The following is a 19,707-nucleotide window of genomic DNA, read 5'->3' on the forward strand; positions in this document are numbered from 1 at the left end:
GCTCAGCGCCCTGCGAGGAAGGCGTATTCTACAGAATCGAAGCGTTTCGTCAAGCGCTTTCTTTTGCGTCCTGCAAGCGATGCTTGCAGACTTCAAAAGAGAGCGAAGCGTGCCTCAGCGCATCCTTTGATGCCCTGTCGGCGACTCCGATCAAGTGGCGAGCATTTTACCGATCTCTCGTTGCTCGTCAAGCAGTGATTTTTCCGAGAAGCTTAAAAAGCCTTTTCAAATCAACTACTTTTACCACTCTTCACCGCCTGTGACGTTTGCTCGTCGCCGGCAGCGGATGCGTACTTTACGGATCTCGAGGCAGCTTGGCAATAGCCTGACGTAAAAAAAGTGCACCGCCCTCCCTGGCAGCTTATCCACACCCACGTCTCGCCCACTCCCTGTGGACGAACTACCCAGGCGGAAGAACAGCCGAAGCGGAAGAACCACCAGACACTATCTACCGCTACAGGCGTGTTGGTCGAACGTCTTCACTCTGCCTTACGAGACCTTCGCAGCGGTAGCCCCGGCGCTTCGCACTCCGGCCGGCAGGCCGAAATGACATCTGGCGATATCAGGCAGGTCCATAGCGTCGGTGGCGCAAGGCGTACTCTGCAAACGCTACCAACGCACGACGCTCGCCATCGGCGAGCGTCGTGTACATCTACAGTCACACAGTATGTGTTCAGCGCGTCAAGCTCACCTTGGCGTAACGCTTCTTGCCAGCCTGAATGACATAGCTCTTGCCGACCGCCAGCATGGTGTCCTTGGCCACCACGTCTCCGTCGACTTTGACGCGGCCATTGCCCAGCATGTCCTTCGCCTGGGCACTGTTGTTGGCCAGACCTGAACGGTTCAGCACCGCGGCGATAGGTGCCTGCTCGCTATCCTCGAAGCTCACCTCGACTTCAGGCAGGTCTTCAGGCAACTCACCTTCTGCCAACTGGTTGCCGGCACTTCTGTGCGCGTTGGCAGCGGCTTCTTCGCCGTGATAGCGAGCGATCAGTTCGCGAGCCAGCTCCATCTTGATGTCACGAGGGTTGTCTCCGCGCTCGATACGCTGACGCAAGTCTTCAATCGCAGCGTTGTCCTTGAGCGACAGTAGCTCGAAATAGCGCCACATCAAGCTGTCAGGCATCGACACCAGCTTGTTGAACATCGCCCCGGGAGCCTCATCCACGCCAACATAGTTACCCAGTGACTTGGACATCTTCTGCACACCATCCAGCCCTTCCAGCAGCGGCATGGTGATCACGACTTGAGGCTCAAGTCCAAAATGCTTCTGGACCTCGCGCCCCATCAGCAGGTTGAACTTCTGGTCTGTCCCACCGAGCTCGATATCCGCCTTCAGCGCGACCGAGTCGTAGCCCTGTACCAGCGGATACAGAAACTCGTGCACGGAAATCGCCTGCCCACCCTTGTAGCGCTTCTCGAAGTCGTCTCGCTCGAGCATACGCGCCACCGTGGTCTGCCCGGCCAGCTCGATCATGTCGGCTGCACTCATCTGGGAGAACCACTCGGCATTGAAGCGCACTTCCGTCTTCTCGGGGTCGAGAATCTTGAAGACCTGCTCTTTATAGGTCTGAGCGTTAGCCTTGACCTCATCTTCAGTGAGAGGCTTGCGCGTCACGTTCTTGCCGGTCGGATCACCGATACGTCCAGTGAAGTCACCAATCAGGAAAATGACCTCGTGGCCCAGGTCCTGGAATTGGCGCATCTTGGTCAGCAGCACGCTATGACCAAGGTGAAGGTCAGGCGCAGTAGGATCGAAGCCCGCCTTGATCCGCAACTTGCGACCGGAGGCGAGCTTTTTCTTCAGCTCGTCTTCCAGAAGAATCTCGTGGGTGCCGCGCTGTATCAGCGCCAGGGCCTCGTCCACTTCGCTCATGGTATCCACTCCACTCCTCACTTCAGCTATGTCGGCCACCCCCTTGTGTCAGCGGGGCCCTTCATTCATGACCAAACAGCGGCGCGACGCCAACAGCAGGTTGCGCCAGCACCAGGTTTCAATAGTGGCGGCGATGTTACCATGAACCTTTCCAGCGGTTGAGACGACGACACCATGCAACGCTTCATCGGACTGATGTCAGGTACCAGCATGGACGGTATAGATGCCGCCATGGTGCACATAGATGACCAAGGCGAGCCTTCTCTGGAAGGAAGCCTGGGCCACCCCATGCCAGATGCTTTACGCCGTCAACTGTGGCAATTGGCCCATGCCGACTGCGTCGCCTTCGCCGACCTGGCCGCTGCCGAGGAAGCGTTCTGCCAGTGTCAGGCCGCCGCCGTCAGCGCGCTACTCAAGCAGCAAGGCTTGGTCGCCACCGATATTACCGCAATAGGCAGCCACGGCCAGACGATCGAACACGCACCCTACGGCCACGTTAGCGGCGCCCCGCCCTACACGCTGCAGCTCGACAATCCCAGCCGCCTGGCCGAGCTGACCCAATGTAGTGTTGTCGCCGATTTTCGTCGCCGCGACCTTGCCGCTGGCGGTCAGGCCGCTCCCCTTGCGCCCATCTTTCACCAGCAGGTCTTTCGCCATGACGAGCGCTGGCGCCTGGTGCTGAACCTTGGCGGCATCGCCAACCTGACCCTGCTTCCCCCGCTAACGTTGCAGGACGCCCCCTTGGGCTTTGACACAGGTCCCGCCAACGCCTTGCTCGATGCCTGGCACGAACGCCACCACCAGCAGCCGTTCGACGCCCAAGGATGCTGGGCGGCTGGTGGGACGGTAGACACAGAGCTGCTGGAGCGCTGGCTGGCGGAGCCTTACTTCCATCTGGCGCCTCCCAGAAGCACCGGTCGCGAGCTGTTCCATCTGGACTGGGCCGAGTCTCGTCTCAGCGGCCGTGAAACTGCCCAGGACGTTCAAGCCACGCTGGCTGAGCTGACCGCCGCCAGTGTGGCCATGGGCATCGAGATGGCATGCCAGCAGCTGAATGCTCCTCGTGATATCGACCTCATCCCCTGCGGAGGTGGCGCGCGCAACACCGACCTGATGACCAGAATTGAACGGCGTCTACCGCAGGCCAGGGTCCTCGACAGCGACGCCCTGGGTTGGCCCGCCGACTGGCTCGAGGCCGCAGCCTTCGCTTGGCTAGCCTATGCCAGGATTGAACACCTGGCCGGTAACTTGCCCTCTGTCACCGGCGCCAGCGGAGCGCGGGTGCTCGGCGGCATCTACTCACGCTGACGTCATACCGCTCCGAGGACGAGGGCGTTCCCGCTGGCACAAGGGATGCCTCGTCCCGCCCCTCAGGCGGACTCAGGACCATCCGCCCCGCGGCTCACCCCAACTGCCAGCTGAGTCGCCCTGGGGTGCTAGCGACTCACGCGACAAACGCTGCGCCACCTCCCGAGACACGTTGCCCTTCGCCACCAGTGTCGCCAGGTCGGCATCCAGGGTTTGCATGCCGGCCTGTCCGCCGGTCTGCATGGCCGAATACACCTGTGCCAGCTTGCCTTCACGAATCAAATGGCGGATGGCCTGGTTGACCAGCAGGATCTCTCGCGCGGCGACTCGCCCTCCCTGGGTGCCTGGCAACAAGGCTTGGGAAATGACGGCCTGCAATGACTCCGACAGCATGGCACGTACGGCATCCTTTTCGTCGCCTGGAAAGGTGTCGATAAGACGGTCGATCGTCTTCACCGCCGACGCCGTATGCAAGGTGGCAAACACCAAGTGGCCCGTCTCGGCAGCGGTCAGCGCCAGATGTGCTGTTTCTCGGTCGCGAATTTCTCCCACCAGAATCACATCGGGGTCTTCTCTGAGAGCACTGCGCAGCGCCACCGCAAAGCTCTGGGTATGACGGTGCACTTCCCGCTGTGACACCAACGACAGCTGGCTCTGGTGGATAAACTCGATAGGGTCTTCGATGGTCAGGATGTGGTCGTGGCGATGTCGATTGATGTGATCAATCATGGCCGCCAGGGTCGTGCTCTTGCCGGAGCCGGTAGGACCTGTCACCAGTACCAGGCCTCGTGGCAGTGCGGCCAATCGCTCGAAGACCTCCCCCATGCCCAGGTCACTCAAGCAGGGAACTCGATCAGGAATCGCCCTCAGTACCGCAGCAGCCCCTCGCTGATGCACAAAAGCGTTAACACGATAGCGCGACAGGCCAGGAATATGATGAGAGAAGTCCGCCTCCTGGGTGCGTGCAAACTGGTCGCGCACGTCGCTTGCCATGACCGCATCCAACAGGGACCTGACCAGCGCATCGTCAAGAGGCGGGCCGGGCAAACGACTCAGGACACCATGGACCCGCATCATGGGCGGCAACCCCGCGGACAGGTGAAGATCCGAGGCGCCCTGCTTTGCCGAGAGTGCCAGCAGTTCGGTAATATCCATGGGCTTACCAGGCTTTACGCCCTGATCCAGGGCAGGGAGCCCCACCATAGGACAGACCCAGGCCGATGACCACGACGATCACTGAATCCTTGATCTCAGCCCAAACACGCATGTTGCGGGCGCTTGAAGCGGCTCAGCGCGGGCCTGACGATGCCCTGTTGCTGGCTGTCAGCAAGACCAAGCCCGCCAGCATGATCCGTGAGGCCTATGAGCAGGGTCAGCGCGATTTCGGCGAGAACTATCTGCAGGAAGCGCTGGAGAAGCAGAAGGCGCTGGAAGACTGTGACGCTATCTGCTGGCATTTCATCGGGCCGCTGCAGTCCAACAAGACACGTGACGTTGCCGAGCACTTTGCCTGGGTTCACAGCGTTGACCGCGTCAAGATCGCCAGACGCTTGAGCGAGCAGCGCCCTGCACACCTGCCGCCCCTGAACATCTGCTTGCAGGTCAACGTCAGCAACGAGCCGTCCAAGTCCGGCGTAGGCCTTGAGGATCTTCCCGAGCTGGCGGCGCAGGTCGCCGCCCTGCCCGGCCTCCAGCTACGCGGGCTGATGACCATACCGGCCCCCTGTGACGACACCAAGGCCCAGCGCCAGCCCTTTCGACAGCTGGCATCGGCACTCGCTAGGTTGCGCGAACAGCTGCCGCAAGCGCCACTTGATACCTTATCCATGGGAATGAGCGCAGACCTGGAGGCCGCCATCGCAGAAGGCGCCACCATGGTCAGGCTGGGCACGGCCATCTTTGGCTCGCGCCAGTAGCGAACAGCAGCACAGGTCTCAGCCCCTGGACTGCGGCACGGCATCTGCATCGCTCGAGATGTCGACAGCGGTTCCCACACCGGTTTCAACACCGGCACAAACATCGGCTCAACATCCAAGGAGCACCGCATGGCCCGTAACGTGACCTTCATCGGCGCCGGCAACATGGCAAGCGCGATCTTCGGCGGAATGGTCCACAGCGGCTATCCCGCCGACGCCATCACCGCCACCGCCACACGAGAGAGTACCCTTGCCCCCCTCGCCGACACCCTGGGCATTCGCACCACCACCGATAACATGGCCGCCATCGCGGATGCCGATGTGGTGGTGCTTTCGGTCAAGCCACAGATCATGCGACAGGTATGCGAGACCCTGAAAGACGGCATTCAAGCGAAAAAACCGCTGATCATGTCGGTCGCCGCTGGCCTCAGCGCCGAGACCTTGGAACAATGGCTGGGTGGCGACCTGCCTGTTGTGCGCTGCATGCCCAACACTCCGTCGCTGGTCGGCAAGGGCGCCTCGGGTCTTTATGCCAACTCGCGCGTCACCGACGAACAACGCGACGCGGTCAGTGACTTGATGAGCGCTGTTGGTATCGTCGAGTGGGTCGATGAGGAGTCGCTACTGGAAGCCGTCACGGCGGTATCTGGCAGCGCTCCTGCCTACTTCTTCCTGATGTTCGAGGCGATGGAAGAAGCGGCCATCAAGCTGGGGCTCAATGCCGATGCTGCACGCCGACTCGCCATGCAGACCGCCTACGGTGCTGCCGCGATGGGCATGAGCAGTGACAAGCCCCCGGGTGAGCTCAAGCGCAACGTGATGTCGCCGGGCGGCACCACAGAAAAGGCCATAGAGCATCTCGAACAGTCAGGACTGCGGCAAGCGGTCGATGGCGCCATGCAGGCCTGCGCCCAGCGTGCCAAGGAAATGTCCGCCGAACTCGGCAAGAGTTAAACCAAGACGGAGGAGCCCACATGGGCAGTCAACTGGGAAATGCCGGCCTGCTGCTGGTCAACACCCTGATCAACATCTTCATGTTCCTGCTGATGCTGCGCTTTCTGCTGCAGGCATCACGGGCCGACTACTACAACCCGCTGAGCCAGTCGGTGGTCAAGATCACCCAGCCCGTCGTCCGCCCCTTTCAAAGCGTTCTTGGGCCGGTGATGGGGCGCTTTGACCTGGCGACGCTGGCAGCAGGCTTTCTGGTCAAGGTGATCAGTATCGTCATTCTGCTGCAGTTGGCTGGCGTGGGCATGCCCAACCTGGACGGACTTGCCATTGCCGGCGTTGCCGCCTTGGCCAGCGCCATTCTGAAGATCTATTTCTTCGCGCTGATCGTGATGATCATTCTAAGCTGGGTCGCGCCTAACGCCAGCCACCCCGGCGCGCTACTGGTGATGCAACTGGTCGAGCCGATCATGTCACCGGTCCGTCGCGTCATTCCGCCACTGGGAATGCTGGACCTGTCACCCATTGTGGTCTTCATCGGCATCAATCTGATCGATGGGATCGTGGTGGGCTCGCTGGTTCGCGCTGCCGGTATTTCCGGCATGCTGGTCGGTCTGTAGTAGCGCAGACGTCAGGCCCACGACAACACCAACTTGCACTGGACACATACGACTGATGCCCGAGCCTACTCGCGATTCGGTCGGACTGGTGACGCCGCAAATGGCGCACTTCGACGACCCACTGCCGCTGGTCTGCGGCAAGACGCTCACGACCTATGATCTGGTCTACGAGACCTACGGCACGCTCAATGAAGACCGCAGCAATGCGGTCCTCATCTGCCATGCCCTGTCAGGTCACCACCACGCAGCGGGATACCACGACGACAGCGACCGCAAGCCAGGATGGTGGGATGCCCACATTGGCCCCGGCAAGTCCATCGATACCGACCGTTTCTTCGTGATTTCGCTGAACAATCTCGGCGGCTGCCATGGCTCCACCGGTCCTTCCAGCATCAATCCGGAAACCGGTCAACGCTGGGGCCCCGACTTTCCCATGGTCACGGTATGCGACTGGGTCGACAGCCAGGCACGCCTTGCCGACCGCCTCGGTATCACCCGCTTCGCAGCCGTGGTAGGGGGTAGCCTGGGAGGCATGCAGGTACTGCAATGGTCGCTCGCCTATCCAGAGCGTATCGCCAATGCGGTCGTCATCGCCGCTACGCCGAAACTGTCGGCACAGAATATCGCCTTCAACGAGGTGGCCCGGCAGGCCATCCGCTCTGACCCGGACTTTCATGACGGCCACTACGCTGATCATGACACGCTGCCACGCCGCGGCTTGAAGCTGGCGCGCATGGTGGGACACATCACCTATCTGTCGGAAGACGCCATGGGCTCGAAGTTCGGTCGAGACCTGCGCAGCGATGATCTCAATTTCGGCTTCGACGTCGAGTTTCAGGTGGAGTCCTACCTGCGCTATCAGGGCGACGCCTTTTCCACCTCGTTTGACGCCAACACCTACCTGCTGATGACCAAGGCCCTGGATTACTTTGATCCCGCCGCCCCCCACCAGGGCGAATTGGCCAAGGCGCTGGCCCCGGCTCAATGTCCCTTTCTGGTGGTCAGCTTCACCACCGACTGGCGCTTCCCGCCGTCGCGGTCGAAGGAGCTGGTCAACGCCCTGATTCGGGCCGGCAAATCGGTCAGCTTTGCCAATATCGACTCACCCCACGGTCACGATGCCTTCCTGATGCCGGAACCCCGCTATCAGGCGGTCTTCGCTGGGTTCATGCAGCGTGTCGCCAACGACCTTGGACTGACCTCCCGCCAGGAGAACGACCATGCGCTCTGACCTGACCTTGATCCACGGCTGGGTCCCCGAGGGGGCTCATGTGCTCGACCTGGCTTGCGGTGATGGCACGCTGCTCCACGCCCTGGCGCGTGACAAAGGCGTCTCCGGCTACGGCCTGGAGATTGACCCGGACGGCATCACCTCCTGCGTCGAGAAGGGCGTCAACGTCATCGAACAGAACCTGGACGATGGCTTGGCCAACTTTGAAGATGATGCCTGCGACCTGGTCATCATGACCCAGGCACTGCAGGCCCTGCGGCGGCCTGACCTGATGCTGGATGAGATGATGCGTGTGGCTCGAGAGTGCATCATTACCTTCCCCAACTTCGCCTACTGGCGCCATCGCGTGCACCTGGGGCTTCGCGGCTACATGCCGGTATCGAAGTCGCTGCCCCATGCCTGGTACGACACGCCCAACATTCACCTGTCCACCTTCAACGACTTCGAAGCGCTGTGCCGGGACAAGGGACTCACCATTATCGATCGCGCGGTCGGCATCAAGGATCACGAGGGTAGACGCCTGTCGCGGCTGTGGCCCAACCTGTTCGGAGAGATTGCCATTTTCCGCGTGACGCGCAACGACTGAGCCATCGCGGTACTGGGCTACTGTGGCACTGGGCTACTGTGGCACTGAGCTAGTGCGACACGGAGCCACTGCGACATAAGGAGGCAAGCATGAAGGGCAGAGGCTGGCGTTACGCGGCAACCCTGGCACTGTTGTTGATCCTGACCACCACGGCAAGCGCTCAGCAGTTCGAGCGTTTTGGCGATGTCGAGGCTCACTACGGGGTGATGGCCAGCAATGCCCTGCCCGAGGAAGTGTCACGGCGTCTCGGTATCCAGCGCTCTCCTCACCAGGGCTTGATTACCCTGAGTGTGAGAGACGCTGATGGCGAGGCGCTGAACGTCGCGACGCAAGGTAGCGTCTCGGTGGTCGGCACCAGCCATGACACCCCTCTGGCCTTTCGTACCCTGCGCGAAGGTAACGGTATCTCGCGCTACGCCACCTTCAGCATCGACACCAGCGCACCCATGCGTTTTCGCCTGCTGCTCCAGCTGGATCGCAACGCCGCTCCTGAAACCCTGAGCTTTGTACAACGGTTCTATCGTGACCAGTGATACTGACAAGCAACCTGCGCCGCCCGTAACGACAGCGTTAGGCGATGCCCTGAAGGAGTGCGCTGCAGGCGCTACGCAGGGCCTCGAGTCCCTGGCGTGCCTGGTCGTTCCTCACCTCAGCGCCGTGTCCCAGCAGTTTCTCGAGACCGCCCAGGACGTGGAAGACGTCATTCATGACACCCTGGTCATTGCCTGGCATAACGTCTGGCGGTTCGAGCCTTCTCTCGAGTCGCCTCACCAGTGGCTGATCAAGATTTTCGCCTCGCGCCTTGCCAGTCAATGCCAAGCCATCGCGGCGCCACCCACGCTCACCCAATGGCAGCTGGATGTGGATCAAGTGAGCCTGCCGGTGGCCCTGAGTCGGCCACCATCGCCGTCGCCTGAGAGCCTGCTGGCGCTGTATCAGCAGCTTCCCCCGGCAGCGGTGGATAGCGCACTGAAAGCGCGGCTTTGCACGGCCATCAGTCTGCTTAATGCGGGGCGGGACATGCCTCTTACACCCAGCGGCGAACCGGCAGACCCCAGCCTGTTCGACCCCAGCCTCGGCCCACGCATGAGTCTGTCCAGGCTGGCGCAACGTGCCAAGGTTGTCGTCAACCGCTCGCTGACGCTGCCGATGGAGCAGCTAGCGCTGAGCGCCTGGCTCAACCAGGCACCCGGCAGCCAACGTATAGAGCAGCGGGGCTTGCCCCGTCGCGGCATCGAAGCTCGCTACGCCGATGCCCTGGATGTCAACGTGGATCCTCGCCGGCTGCTGCAGCACGTGCACTATCCGCGGTCCTTCCCCGACCGGCGCCAACGCCATCGCATCAGCGACCAGCTGCTATGGGATGGCGACTGGGATATTCCCACCACCCATGCGCTGTCGAGCCGGCGCATGCACTTTATCGCCGATATCTGGGAACACCGCCGCGCCCCCAGCGGCAGCCGCAGCTACCACCAATTGGCCGAGCGCCTGGCACGCGGCAAACCGGTCGCCTCTCACTCGGATGGCATGGTGCTGGATCGCCCGGAGAGAATTCTGGCCTACCTGCGCCGCTACCTGCTGTATATGGAGGCCATGGCCTGCTTTGGCTTTGACGCGGGGCTAGGCAAAGACCGACTGGGGGCGGCCATCAACCGCCACGGGCAACTGGTCAAGATCAACAAGGGCCTGCATCGCATGGCCATGGCGCAGGTTATCGGCATACCTGAGGTACAGGTCAGAATCAGGGGCGTTCACCGTCACTGGTGGCAGCAGGTCACAGGCGATGCCCGCGGGTCCTCTGCGATAGAACGCTTTCTGGCGGCCCTGCCAGAGTGCCAGCCGGCTCCGTCACCATGACGCCAGCGAGCCGCCCCAGCGTCGCCTAACGGGATTGCGGGTAGCGACCGTCGACACGCACCGGCAACGACGTGTCCAGCGATAGCGCCAGAGGCCTCCCCTGCACATCCCGTGAGGCACAGATCCGATAGGCCAGCACTTCGACGCCAGTGCCTGTCACCCGTTGCAGGGTGCTGGCGTAGCCTGGGTCCAGGTGTTGTGCCGGCGCCACGTCATCGATGCCCTCATGGGCCACCAGGAACAGCAGCACCGCCCGTTCTCCCTGGGAGGCCAGCCGCGCCAGGGTCTCAAGGTGCTTGCGCCCGCGCTCGCTGACGGCGTCGGGAAAGTAACCATGCCCATCGTCCTCGCGCAGCGTGACCTGCTTGACCTCGACGTAGCAGCGCGGGCGAGCCGGGTCATCCAGCCTGAAATCCAGGCGGGCATCCTCGATCTTGGCCTCACGCTTCAACTGGGCATAGCCCCTCAGCTCGACCACCTTCTCCTCGACCAATGCCTCCTCGACGATCCGGTTGGCGCGCCCGGTATGGACCGAGGCCAGTGACACCCCTGAGCCGCCGTCATCATCAGGCAGCTCGATCAGCTCCCAGGTCCAGGCCAGCTTGCGCGCCGGATTGTCGCTGGCCGACAGCCACACCCGAGCCCCAGGAACGTTCACCGCGCGCATCGACCCGGTGTTGGGACAATGCGCCACCACCTCTCGGCCATCATCGAGACGCACGTCGGCCAGAAAACGCTTGTAGCGTCGAAGCAGGGTGCCCCCCACCAGCGGCGGATAGTCCATCAGCCGTGCCTCGCCAGAAACCGCGACAGCCTCTCGACCGCCTCATGCAGGCGCGGAATCCCCGTGGTGAAAGCGATTCTGACGTGATGCTCCCCCCCGCTCAGGGCAAAGTCGGTGCCTGGGGTAATGGCGACATTTTCCTCCTCCAGCAGACGCCGGCAGAAGGCTTCACTGTCGTGACTGTAGGCGGAAATATCCAGCCACAGATAAAACGCCCCCTGGGGAGGCAAAGAGGGTGCCAGCCCAAGCGTCGCCAGTCCCTTGAGCAAGGCATCACGCCGTTCGCCAAGCTCGCGCCGACGCTCCTCGAGCAATGCCAGGCAGGACGGTGTGAAGGCCGCCAGCGCAGCATGTTGTGCCGGCGTAGACGCCGCCAGAAAGACGTTCTGCGCCAATCGTGTCAGCGGCTCCACGGCCGACTCAGGCGCGACCAACCACCCCAGGCGCCAGCCGGTCATACCGAAGTACTTGGAGAAGCTGTTGACCACGAAGGCTCGATCCGTCAGCGAGGTCACCGATTGCGGCGCTACGCCATAGTTGAGCCCCTGGTAGATCTCATCGACCAACAGCTCCCCGCCCCGCTCGGCAACGCAGCTCACCACGTCCGCCAGCGCCTGCCGATCAAGCACGTGGCCAGTAGGATTGGAGGGGGATGCCAGCATGGCCAGCCGCGTCGACGTCTGCCAATGGCGCTCAACCAGAGCGGCATTCAGCTGCCACGCGCTATCAGGGCCTACAGGCACCGCATCGACCTCTGCCCCAGCCAACGCCATGAAGTGCCGGTTGCAGGGATAATTAGGGTCTGCCATCAACACCCGATCTCCGGCCCCCGCCAGCAGCTGACTGGCCAGCAGCAGGGCCCCGGAAGCCCCCGGGGTCACAATGATGCGCTGCGGTGAGACCTCGGCCGCAAACTGCTCGGCATAGTGCTGGGCGATCGCCTCCCGCAGGGCGGGAATGCCGGTGGCAGGGGTGTAGCGGGTATGACCTTGCTCGAGCGCTCGGGCGCCGGCCTCGCGTATCGGCGCGGGCGTCTCAAAATCCGGCTCACCGACCTCAAGGTGAATCACATCTTCTCCGGCGGCTTCACGCTGCTGTGCCAACTCAAGCAAACGCATCACGCGAAACGGCGCTACACCCTCGACCCGGGCATTCCAGCTCATGACGACTTCTCCAACAAGGGGGTTGCTGGCGAACCTGGGCAACTTCCCATGGTCCAACTCACATATTGAAACATGGAATCACGGCGCCGTCCGTCGCCACCTCCCCACCGCCAGAAAACGGGGCTTCCTTGTCCTGATCGAGAAACCCCTAAGACTTTGGGCACAAAACCGGCGGACAGCGCTCAAAAGTGTTGCACTCAGGCTAAATATCAGCTAAACAACCTTCCCTTTGGCGTGAGATACCTTAGCCTTGCGTGGGGTATTGATCAGCAGTCACTAAAGTAATGAGGCAATCCCATGCCAGTTGCACAGAAGAAGCCGGAAGCGCCCAAGAAGTTCATCCCGTACGAGCCGGCCGCGGGCGAAGAGTACATGAACGAGAAGCAGCTCGAGCACTTCCGACAGATCCTGCTGGGCTGGAAGCAGGAGCTGATGGAAGAGGTTGATCGCACCGTTCGTCATCTGCAGGAAGAAGCCAACAATTACGCTGATCCTGCCGACCGGGCTACCCAGGAGGAAGGCTTCAGCCTTGAACTCCGAACCCGCGACCGCGAGCGCAAGCTGCTGAAGAAAATCAACGAAACCCTCGAAGCGATCGACGAGGACGACTACGGCTTCTGTGAGGCCTGCGGCGTCGAAATCGGCATCCGCCGCCTCGAGGCCCGTCCGACCGCCACCCTGTGCGTCGACTGCAAGACACTGGCCGAGCTCAAGGAAAAGCAGCTCGGCGGCTGACCCCAACCGGGCCGGTCCCTTCGCCAAGCGGGCACCTGCGGGTGCCCGCTTGCGTATCTGCCGAACGCGACGTGCCGCGCTCACGCTATCCCTCTCGCCCTTCACTCGACCAGGGTTGATGCTCCATGCCCCACGTCCACGGTCGCTTTGCCCCCACACCTTCAGGCCCACTGCATGCGGGTTCACTCGTCGCAGCCGTCGCCAGCTACCTGGATGCACGTCACCAGGCAGGGCGCTGGAGTCTGCGGATCGAGGACGTTGACCCACCGCGCTGCCCGGCTGGCGCTGCCGACACCATCCTCAGGCAGCTGGAAGCCTTTGGCCTCGAGTGGGACGGCGAGGTTCGCTATCAGAGCCAGCGAGATCACGCCTATGAGGCCGCGCTTGCCAGACTTACCCAGCAGGGCATGGCCTACCGCTGCAGCTGTTCGCGTCGCCAATGGCGAGATTACGGGATCTACCCAGGCTGGTGCCGCCAAGGTACTCGACGCCCCGACATCGCCTGTGCCTGGCGGCTGCGCAGTGATCTGGGCGCGCGCCCTGTCAGCTGGCAGGACCGTGTTCAGGGCTATCAGCGCTTCGACCCCGCAGCGCTGGGCGATGTGGTACTCAAGCGCAAGGATGGCCTGTGGGCCTACCAGCTCGCGGTGGTAGTGGATGATATCGACCAAGGCATCAGCGACGTGGTGCGCGGCCTGGACCTGCTGGACAACACCCCGTGGCAGCTCCAGCTCTATCAGGCTCTGGGGGTTGAGCCGCCGAGCTATCTTCACCTGCCGCTGGTAATGGGGCAGGATGGGCAGAAGCTGTCCAAACAGAACCTGGCCAAGCCGCTACCTGATACTGAGCGCGAGATTCGCCAGCTGCTGTACGCCACCCTGGCCTGCCTGGGCCAACGCCCTGACCCGGCCTCACGCTCAGCGCCGGTGGCCGAACAGCTCCTCAGCGCCTGCAGGGCATGGCGCCCTGACGCCATGGTGACGCATGCCATATCCGCTGATCTGCTGGGTGTGACAGCGTCCGAGTAACGGTGGCCACGCGCGTGGACGGGAAGGGGAAGGGAACGGGCACACCCTGGACCTGAAGGCGAGTGCTCAGAGGAGAGTGCTCAGGGTTCAGGGCTCGGCGCCATGGGCCTGATCCGTGCAGCGCATCGCCCATTGCCGGGACGGAGAGACTAACGTGTACGTCTATCGCGTCATGCTGTTGCTGGTGTTTTGTGGCTATTTGCTGTCCCCTTTGCTAATGACCGGCTGGGGCCAACAGGGCAGTGCCTGGTACCGCCCGTTTCTCATCTGGGGTGTGCTGATCGCCTTGACCCTGTGGCTGGAGCAGAAACGGGCCCTGGATGAACGCTGAAGCTGCCGCCGTCACGCTACTGGGTCTCGGCTATCTGGTGGTGCTATTTGCCGTCGCTACCGCAGTAGAACGCCACTGGGTTCCCGCCGGCTGGAGTCGAAGCCCCCTCGTCGGCATTCTCGCCCTGGGGGTCTACGCCAATGCCTGGGCCTTGGCGGGAAGCATCGGTGTCGCCTGGCAGTGGGGCTACGGCTATCTGGCATATTCGCTTGGGGCCGCCGGCAGCTTTCTGCTCGCCCCTGTGCTGCTGGTCCCGCTGCAGCGCCTGGCACGCACCCATCAGTTGTCGTCCCTGGCCGACCTGTTTGCCTTTCGCTTTCGCTCACGCTGGGTCGGTACCAGCGTCACGCTATTAAGCCTGACCGCCGCCATGCCGTTGGTGGCCATGCAGGCGCAGGCCATGGGACAAGCCATCCAGCATGTCACCGCAGCGGCCCCCGCCTGGCTACTCTCACTGTGCTTTTGCGCGATTATCACGCTGTTCGCGATTCTTTTCGGTGCCCGTCACACCCACGCGCACCGCAGATACGATGGTCTCACCGCTGCCATGGCGGTCGAATCGCTGATCAAGCTGGCCGCCTTCCTCGCGCTCGGGGCCTATGCGCTGTATGCCATTTTTTCCGGTCCAGGGGAGCTGGAACAGTGGCTATCAGGCCCGGCTGCCGACCTGCAGCAGGCGCACCAGCTGGATGCTGCCCAGTGGCGAACCCTGCTGCTGCTGTTCTTTGGCTCCGCCCTGTTGATGCCCCACATGTTCCATATCAGCTTCGCTCGGCCGCTGAGTCGCCGCACTCTGCTGGCGGCAGGCTGGGGAGTGCCACTGCTGCTACTGCTGCTGGCCCTGCCGGTGCCACTGATCCTGTGGGGCGCACAGCGGCTGGGAGTCGCCGATAGCGCTCAGACCGCCACCTACGCCATCTTCGCACTGTCCACATCACCGAGCGTGCTGGCGATAGCGTTCATTGCATTGCTGGCCGCTACCTGCGGCACGCTGATTCTCACCGCACTGGCCCTGGCCGGAATGATGCTCAACCATCTGGCCTTGATCGCCCACCCCCCGGTGGAACAGCCCGATCTCTACCGTCGCCTGCGATGGTTAAGACGCGCCCTGATTGCCACCGTGATTCTCGCAGGGTGGGGCTTCTCTCAGGCGGTCGATGCTTCCACCGAACTGACACGTCTGGGCCTGGTCTCGGTGATTGGCATGGCCCAATGCCTGCCTGGTCTGCTGGCGCTGCTGTACTGGCCGGGAGCCAACCGCAAGGGTGTGATGACGGGGCTCGGGCTGGGTACCCTGGTGTGGTGCCTGGGGCTATGGCTGCCCTTGATTACCCCGCTGCCCCCCTTGCTGGCACCGCTTGACCTACTGCTGAGTCTACTGGGTAGCGACAGCCTTGCCCCTCTCCCCGATTGGTATCAGGTATCGCTGTCCTCGCTGGGGCTCAATGCCCTGAGCCTGATTCTGGTGTCCCTGGCCTCGTCCACGTCCCCACAGGAGCGTGCCGCTGCCGAAGCCTGCTCGGTCGATGCGGTCATTCGCCACAAGCGGCTGCCGCTGTCCATCGCCGATGGTGATGACGCCAAGAAGCGCCTGGCCAGCGCCCTGGGTGAAGACGTCGCCGAGCGCGAGGTCAACCAGGCCCTGGCCAGCCTGCGGCTGTCGGCCAATGACGCCAGGCCCTACGCCCTGAGACGACTGCGCGAGCGGATCCAGGCCAACCTCTCGGGACTGATGGGGCCATCGATTGCCCAGGATATCGTCGATCACTACCTTCCCTACCGCCATGATGGCCCCCCGGCCCGGGAGGATATCCACTTCGTCGAACACCGGCTGGAGGCCTACCGGTCGCGCCTTACCGGCATGGCCCGTGAGCTGGACGAGCTGCGTCGTCATCACCGCCACATGCTGGCCCGACTTCCGGTTGGTCTGTGCGCCTTCGGCGACGATGACGAGATCCTGATGTGGAACGACGCCCTCAGCGAGCTCACCGGCATTGCAGGAGAAGAGGTGATCGGGGCGCACCGGGCAGCCCTGCCGACACCCTGGAACACGCTGCTTGGGGACGTGCTGGCAGGACAGCGCGAACGGGTCTATCACCACGCCATGACGCTGCCCCAGGGCGAACGCTACATCAGCCTGCTTCGGGCCCGTCTGGATACCGAGGCTCCCGCGGATAGCGCCGGTGGCACCGTCATTCTGGTAGAAGACCACAGCGAGATGAAATGGCTGGAAAACGAGCTGATCCATGCCGCCCGCCTGGCGTCCATCGGGCAGATGTCCACGGGGGTCGCCCACGAGATCGGCAATCCGATCACCGGAATTTCCTCACTGGCTCAGAATTTGCGCTACGACACCTCAGACCCTCACGTGCTGGAGACGGCCCAGCAGATCCAGGTGCTGACCGAACGCGTCTCGCGAATCGTCGGCTCGCTGGTGGGGTTTGCCCACGGCGGCAGACATGTCGGCGGCAACGCATTCACTACGGTGTCAGCCAGAGAGCTGGCCGACCAGGCGCTGCACCTGCTTCGCCTGTCCCGCCCCGACGCCACCCTGGCGCACGCCAATCGTTGCGCCCCGCACGTCGAGGTGTATGGCGACCAGCAACGCCTGTTACAGGTATTGGTCAACCTGCTCACCAATGCCTGCGATGCCTGCCCCACCACCGACAGCATCTTCATCGATGCAGGCCAGGGTGAAGAAGGTCCGTGGCTGAGCGTGACCGACGCCGGACCAGGGATCAACCCGAAGATCCGCGAACGACTGTTCGAACCGTTCGCCACCACCAAGCCTCCCGGCCAGGGAACCGGCCTGGGGCTTGCGCTGGTCGTCAGCATCGTCGCCGAACATGACGGCAAGGTAGAGGTCATATCGCCTCTGCCGGGGCAGGCCAGAGGGACCCGAATTCAGGTATGGTTGTGTTCACCCGTTGTCCATCGATCCGCCCAGGACGCCGCACCCCATGAGCCGAATCCTGATCGTTGAAGACGAAGCCATCATCCGCTCCGCGCTGCATCGCCTGCTGGAGCGACATGACCACCACGTAGAGGAGTCCGACTCGGTCGAACAGGCCCAGCAGCGCGACTTGCAGGCCTATGACCTGATCATCAGCGACCTGCGACTGCCTGGAGCCCCCGGCACCGAGCTGATTGCCCTGGCCTCGCCATGCCCGGTGCTGATCATGACCAGCTACGCCAGCATGCGCTCCGCCGTGGAGGCCCTGAAACAAGGCGCTGTCGACTACGTGGCCAAGCCGTTCGATCATGATGAGCTGCTGGAAACCGTTGCCCGCATCCTCCACCGCCAGTCCAGCCAGCGCAGCAGCCCGCCCGCGGTTGCCGACGAGGCGGGCCAGCGGCGCACCATGATCGGCAACTGCCCTGCCATGCAGACGGTCTACACCCGTATCCGCAAGACCGCACCAGCGGATGTCACGGTACTGATCCTGGGCGAATCCGGGACCGGCAAGGAATTGGTCGCTCGGGCACTGCATCAGCAAAGCCGGCGTGCCAACGCGCCGCTCATCTGCGTCAACTGCGCAGCGATTCCTGAAACGCTGATCGAGTCGGAGCTGTTTGGCCACGAAAAAGGGGCCTTTACCGGCGCCAGCGCAGCCCGCACCGGCCTGGTTGAAGCCGCCCATGGCGGCACCCTGTTTCTGGACGAGATTGGCGAGCTGCCCCTGGATGCCCAGGCGCGCCTGCTCAGGGTGCTGCAAGAAGGAGAGATTCGCCGCATCGGTTCGGTGGAGACCCGGCACGTGGACGTGCGGCTTGTCGCAGCGACCCATCGCGACCTGCGGGCGCTGTCGCGAAGCGGTGACTTCCGGCTCGACCTGTACTACCGCCTCAATGTGATGCAGATCGACCTTCCTCCGCTGAGGGAGCGCGAGGACGATATCCTCGAGATCGCCGATGCTCTGCTGGCGAAGACCTGCAAGCGTCATGCGAGGGAGGAGCTGAGATTATCGCGTGCCGCACGCCGGGATATCGCGGACTACCCCTGGCCAGGCAATGTCAGGGAACTGGAAAACGCCCTGGAAAGAGGGGTCATCTTGGCCGAGGGCCAGCTGATCCACCCAGATGATCTGGGCCTTGCCATGCCCGTCACACCCCGCTCGCTTGCCGATCCCCTGCCGACGGCGGCCAACCTGGCGGAGCATGACGTCGCGCGCAGCGACGCCCAGGGTGACGCCGACGACCTGTCGCTGGAAAATTACTTTCAGCACTTTGTGCTGGAGCACCAGGACCAGATGAACGAGACCGAGCTCGCCAACAAGCTGGGCATCTCTCGCAAATGCCTGTGGGAAAGGCGTCAACGGCTCGGTATACCTCGAAAGCGTCCTGCTCGACGCCAGTGATTACCAGCGTACACTCCAGGTGACGTCGTGCTTCAGCGCTGGAGGCAACGCCGTGGCGTTCTCTTCTTGGCGCCCGATGCCGCGCCGTTCTCTTCCTGGCGCCCGACGCCGCGCCGTTCTCTACTTGGCGCCCGATGCTGCGCCTCCCTCTTCCTGGCGCCCGACGCTCTCTACCCGGCGCGCGATGCCGCGCCTAATGGGCTTTCATCGACGCCAGACTCCCCACTGCCAGCATGTCGCTGATCTTCTGTCGTGCCCCCTGCTTTGGTTCATTCGACCATGGTGCAAGTGTCTGTAGCGATCAATACAGGCATTGTAGGCCCTGCACGCCAGCTACCTCTTGATGCACCGGTTGTTACCATCCAACCCAAAAGAGTGCGCCAAAATGGGTAGCCCGAGGTAACACAAACAACCCGGCGGCTTGCCTCGAACCAACTACAAAGAGACAAGCCGCTGTTTAAAAAGAAAAAAATCAAAGTAGGCACGACAACTGCAGTAAGTCTGGGCAAGAACAACAAATTCCGGCGATCGTGGACAGCCAACAACAACAATCTGTCAGAACACGATCAGATCCGCCGCCCTAACAACAACAACGCTTCATGATGAAGCAGGCGGATTGGGCACTAGGCGACGCGGCCCCACAACAAGAACAACACGGGACCAGCGCAGCGCACATTCGTCGAACAACAACAATACGACGAAGCCCGGAGTACCAGGACGCGACGCGCCACAGACGACCGACCAACAAAAGCAACAAGGTCGTCAGAGCGCACTCTCGGCAACAATGACAATAAGCCGAGGGGAGGCATCATATGCCGTCGTGGTTGGATTATTGTTTTGAATACGAGGCGGTCGCCGTCAGGAGCGCCAATAACAACAATATCATTGCTTGCCTGAACCTCCTTGGTGACTGTGGTGCGTATTCAAGGCGATGCGCCATCACGAAGAAGAATCAGCAGCACGGAC

18 protein-coding genes are annotated in these 19,707 nt (G+C 62.5%); 14 read left to right on the plus strand and 4 right to left on the minus strand.

From position 1 onward, the window contains the following. Positions 1-263: hypothetical protein (locus tag KUV72_RS14795; RefSeq protein ID WP_222238928.1), on the plus strand; the 263-nt coding region annotated here is incomplete at its 5' end. A gap of 410 nt (positions 264-673) precedes the next feature. Here the strand turns inward: KUV72_RS14795 and tyrS are convergent. Next, positions 674-1,876: a tyrosine--tRNA ligase gene (gene tyrS, locus KUV72_RS14800; protein ID WP_222238929.1), complete on the minus strand. Its 1,203-nt coding sequence runs from the start codon at positions 1,874-1,876 to the stop codon at positions 674-676. A 174-nt stretch (positions 1,877-2,050) separates the two neighbouring features. Here tyrS and KUV72_RS14805 point away from each other — a divergent pair, with 174 nt between their 5' ends. Then, entirely contained in the window at positions 2,051-3,184 is a 1,134-nt protein-coding gene (locus KUV72_RS14805) for an anhydro-N-acetylmuramic acid kinase (protein WP_222238930.1), read from the plus strand. 72 nt (positions 3,185-3,256) lie between these two features. Here the strand turns inward: KUV72_RS14805 and KUV72_RS14810 are convergent, their stop codons facing one another. After that, a complete protein-coding gene (locus tag KUV72_RS14810) occupies positions 3,257-4,339 on the minus strand; it encodes a type IV pilus twitching motility protein PilT (RefSeq protein ID WP_206943927.1) in 1,083 nt (360 codons plus the stop codon). 65 nt (positions 4,340-4,404) lie between these two features. Here KUV72_RS14810 and KUV72_RS14815 point away from each other — a divergent pair, with 65 nt between their 5' ends. The 7 genes from KUV72_RS14815 (at position 4,405) to KUV72_RS14845 (ending at position 10,342) form a co-directional block, all read left to right on the plus strand. Beyond that, positions 4,405-5,100 carry a YggS family pyridoxal phosphate-dependent enzyme gene (locus tag KUV72_RS14815; protein WP_222238931.1) on the plus strand — a complete coding sequence of 232 codons (696 nt, stop codon included), beginning with the start codon at positions 4,405-4,407 and terminating at the stop codon, positions 5,098-5,100. Positions 5,101-5,229: 129 nt separating this feature from the next. Next, complete coding sequence (gene proC, locus KUV72_RS14820; protein ID WP_222238932.1) at positions 5,230-6,054, plus strand: pyrroline-5-carboxylate reductase; 825 nt, start codon at positions 5,230-5,232, stop codon at positions 6,052-6,054. 20 nt (positions 6,055-6,074) lie between these two features. Next, complete coding sequence (locus tag KUV72_RS14825) at positions 6,075-6,668, plus strand: YggT family protein (protein WP_206943924.1); 594 nt, start codon at positions 6,075-6,077, stop codon at positions 6,666-6,668. A 55-nt stretch (positions 6,669-6,723) separates the two neighbouring features. Continuing rightward, the gene (locus tag KUV72_RS14830; RefSeq protein ID WP_206943923.1) at positions 6,724-7,899 is read left to right on the plus strand and encodes a homoserine O-acetyltransferase; all 1,176 of its coding nucleotides are present in this window, start codon (positions 6,724-6,726) and stop codon (positions 7,897-7,899) included. Further along, on the plus strand, positions 7,889-8,485 hold the full coding sequence (metW, locus tag KUV72_RS14835; RefSeq protein ID WP_206943922.1) for a methionine biosynthesis protein MetW: 597 nt from the start codon (positions 7,889-7,891) through the stop codon (positions 8,483-8,485). Before KUV72_RS14830 ends, metW begins: the two co-directional genes overlap by 11 nt. A gap of 89 nt (positions 8,486-8,574) precedes the next feature. After that, the gene (locus KUV72_RS14840) at positions 8,575-9,018 is read left to right on the plus strand and encodes a DUF4426 domain-containing protein (protein ID WP_222238933.1); all 444 of its coding nucleotides are present in this window, start codon (positions 8,575-8,577) and stop codon (positions 9,016-9,018) included. After that, the gene (locus KUV72_RS14845; RefSeq protein ID WP_222238934.1) at positions 9,008-10,342 is read left to right on the plus strand and encodes a sigma factor; all 1,335 of its coding nucleotides are present in this window, start codon (positions 9,008-9,010) and stop codon (positions 10,340-10,342) included. The genes KUV72_RS14840 and KUV72_RS14845 overlap by 11 nt, the downstream gene beginning before the upstream one ends. A 25-nt stretch (positions 10,343-10,367) precedes the next feature. On the opposite strand, the gene sfsA is transcribed toward KUV72_RS14845, so the two are convergent. Continuing rightward, a complete protein-coding gene (gene sfsA / locus KUV72_RS14850) occupies positions 10,368-11,126 on the minus strand; it encodes a DNA/RNA nuclease SfsA (RefSeq protein ID WP_222238935.1) in 759 nt (252 codons plus the stop codon). After that, positions 11,126-12,289 carry a pyridoxal phosphate-dependent aminotransferase gene (locus tag KUV72_RS14855; protein WP_222162485.1) on the minus strand — a complete coding sequence of 388 codons (1,164 nt, stop codon included), beginning with the start codon at positions 12,287-12,289 and terminating at the stop codon, positions 11,126-11,128. The genes sfsA and KUV72_RS14855 overlap by 1 nt, the downstream gene beginning before the upstream one ends. Positions 12,290-12,586: 297 nt before the next feature. On the opposite strand from KUV72_RS14855, the gene dksA reads away from it, so the two are divergent. The 5 genes from dksA to KUV72_RS14880 all read left to right on the plus strand — a co-directional run bounded on the left by dksA (position 12,587) and on the right by KUV72_RS14880 (position 18,741). Continuing rightward, positions 12,587-13,024 carry an RNA polymerase-binding protein DksA gene (dksA, locus tag KUV72_RS14860; RefSeq protein ID WP_206943914.1) on the plus strand — a complete coding sequence of 146 codons (438 nt, stop codon included), beginning with the start codon at positions 12,587-12,589 and terminating at the stop codon, positions 13,022-13,024. Positions 13,025-13,149: 125 nt separating this feature from the next. Beyond that, positions 13,150-14,052, plus strand: a complete 903-nt coding sequence (gene gluQRS, locus KUV72_RS14865) for a tRNA glutamyl-Q(34) synthetase GluQRS (protein ID WP_222238936.1) — start codon at positions 13,150-13,152, stop codon at positions 14,050-14,052. A gap of 154 nt (positions 14,053-14,206) precedes the next feature. Beyond that, positions 14,207-14,383 (plus strand): hypothetical protein, encoded by a 177-nt coding sequence (locus KUV72_RS14870; RefSeq protein ID WP_206943910.1) that lies wholly within the window; start codon positions 14,207-14,209, stop codon positions 14,381-14,383. Then, positions 14,373-17,366: an ATP-binding protein gene (locus KUV72_RS14875; protein ID WP_222238937.1), complete on the plus strand. Its 2,994-nt coding sequence runs from the start codon at positions 14,373-14,375 to the stop codon at positions 17,364-17,366. Before KUV72_RS14870 ends, KUV72_RS14875 begins: the two co-directional genes overlap by 11 nt. Continuing rightward, positions 17,344-18,741 carry a sigma-54-dependent transcriptional regulator gene (locus KUV72_RS14880; RefSeq protein WP_222238938.1) on the plus strand — a complete coding sequence of 466 codons (1,398 nt, stop codon included), beginning with the start codon at positions 17,344-17,346 and terminating at the stop codon, positions 18,739-18,741. The genes KUV72_RS14875 and KUV72_RS14880 overlap by 23 nt, the downstream gene beginning before the upstream one ends. The last annotated feature ends 966 nt before the right edge of the window (positions 18,742-19,707 follow it).

The sequence above is a fragment of the Halomonas sp. DP4Y7-1 genome (genome assembly GCF_019800705.1).
Lineage (GTDB): Bacteria > Pseudomonadota > Gammaproteobacteria > Pseudomonadales > Halomonadaceae > Halomonas > Halomonas litopenaei_A.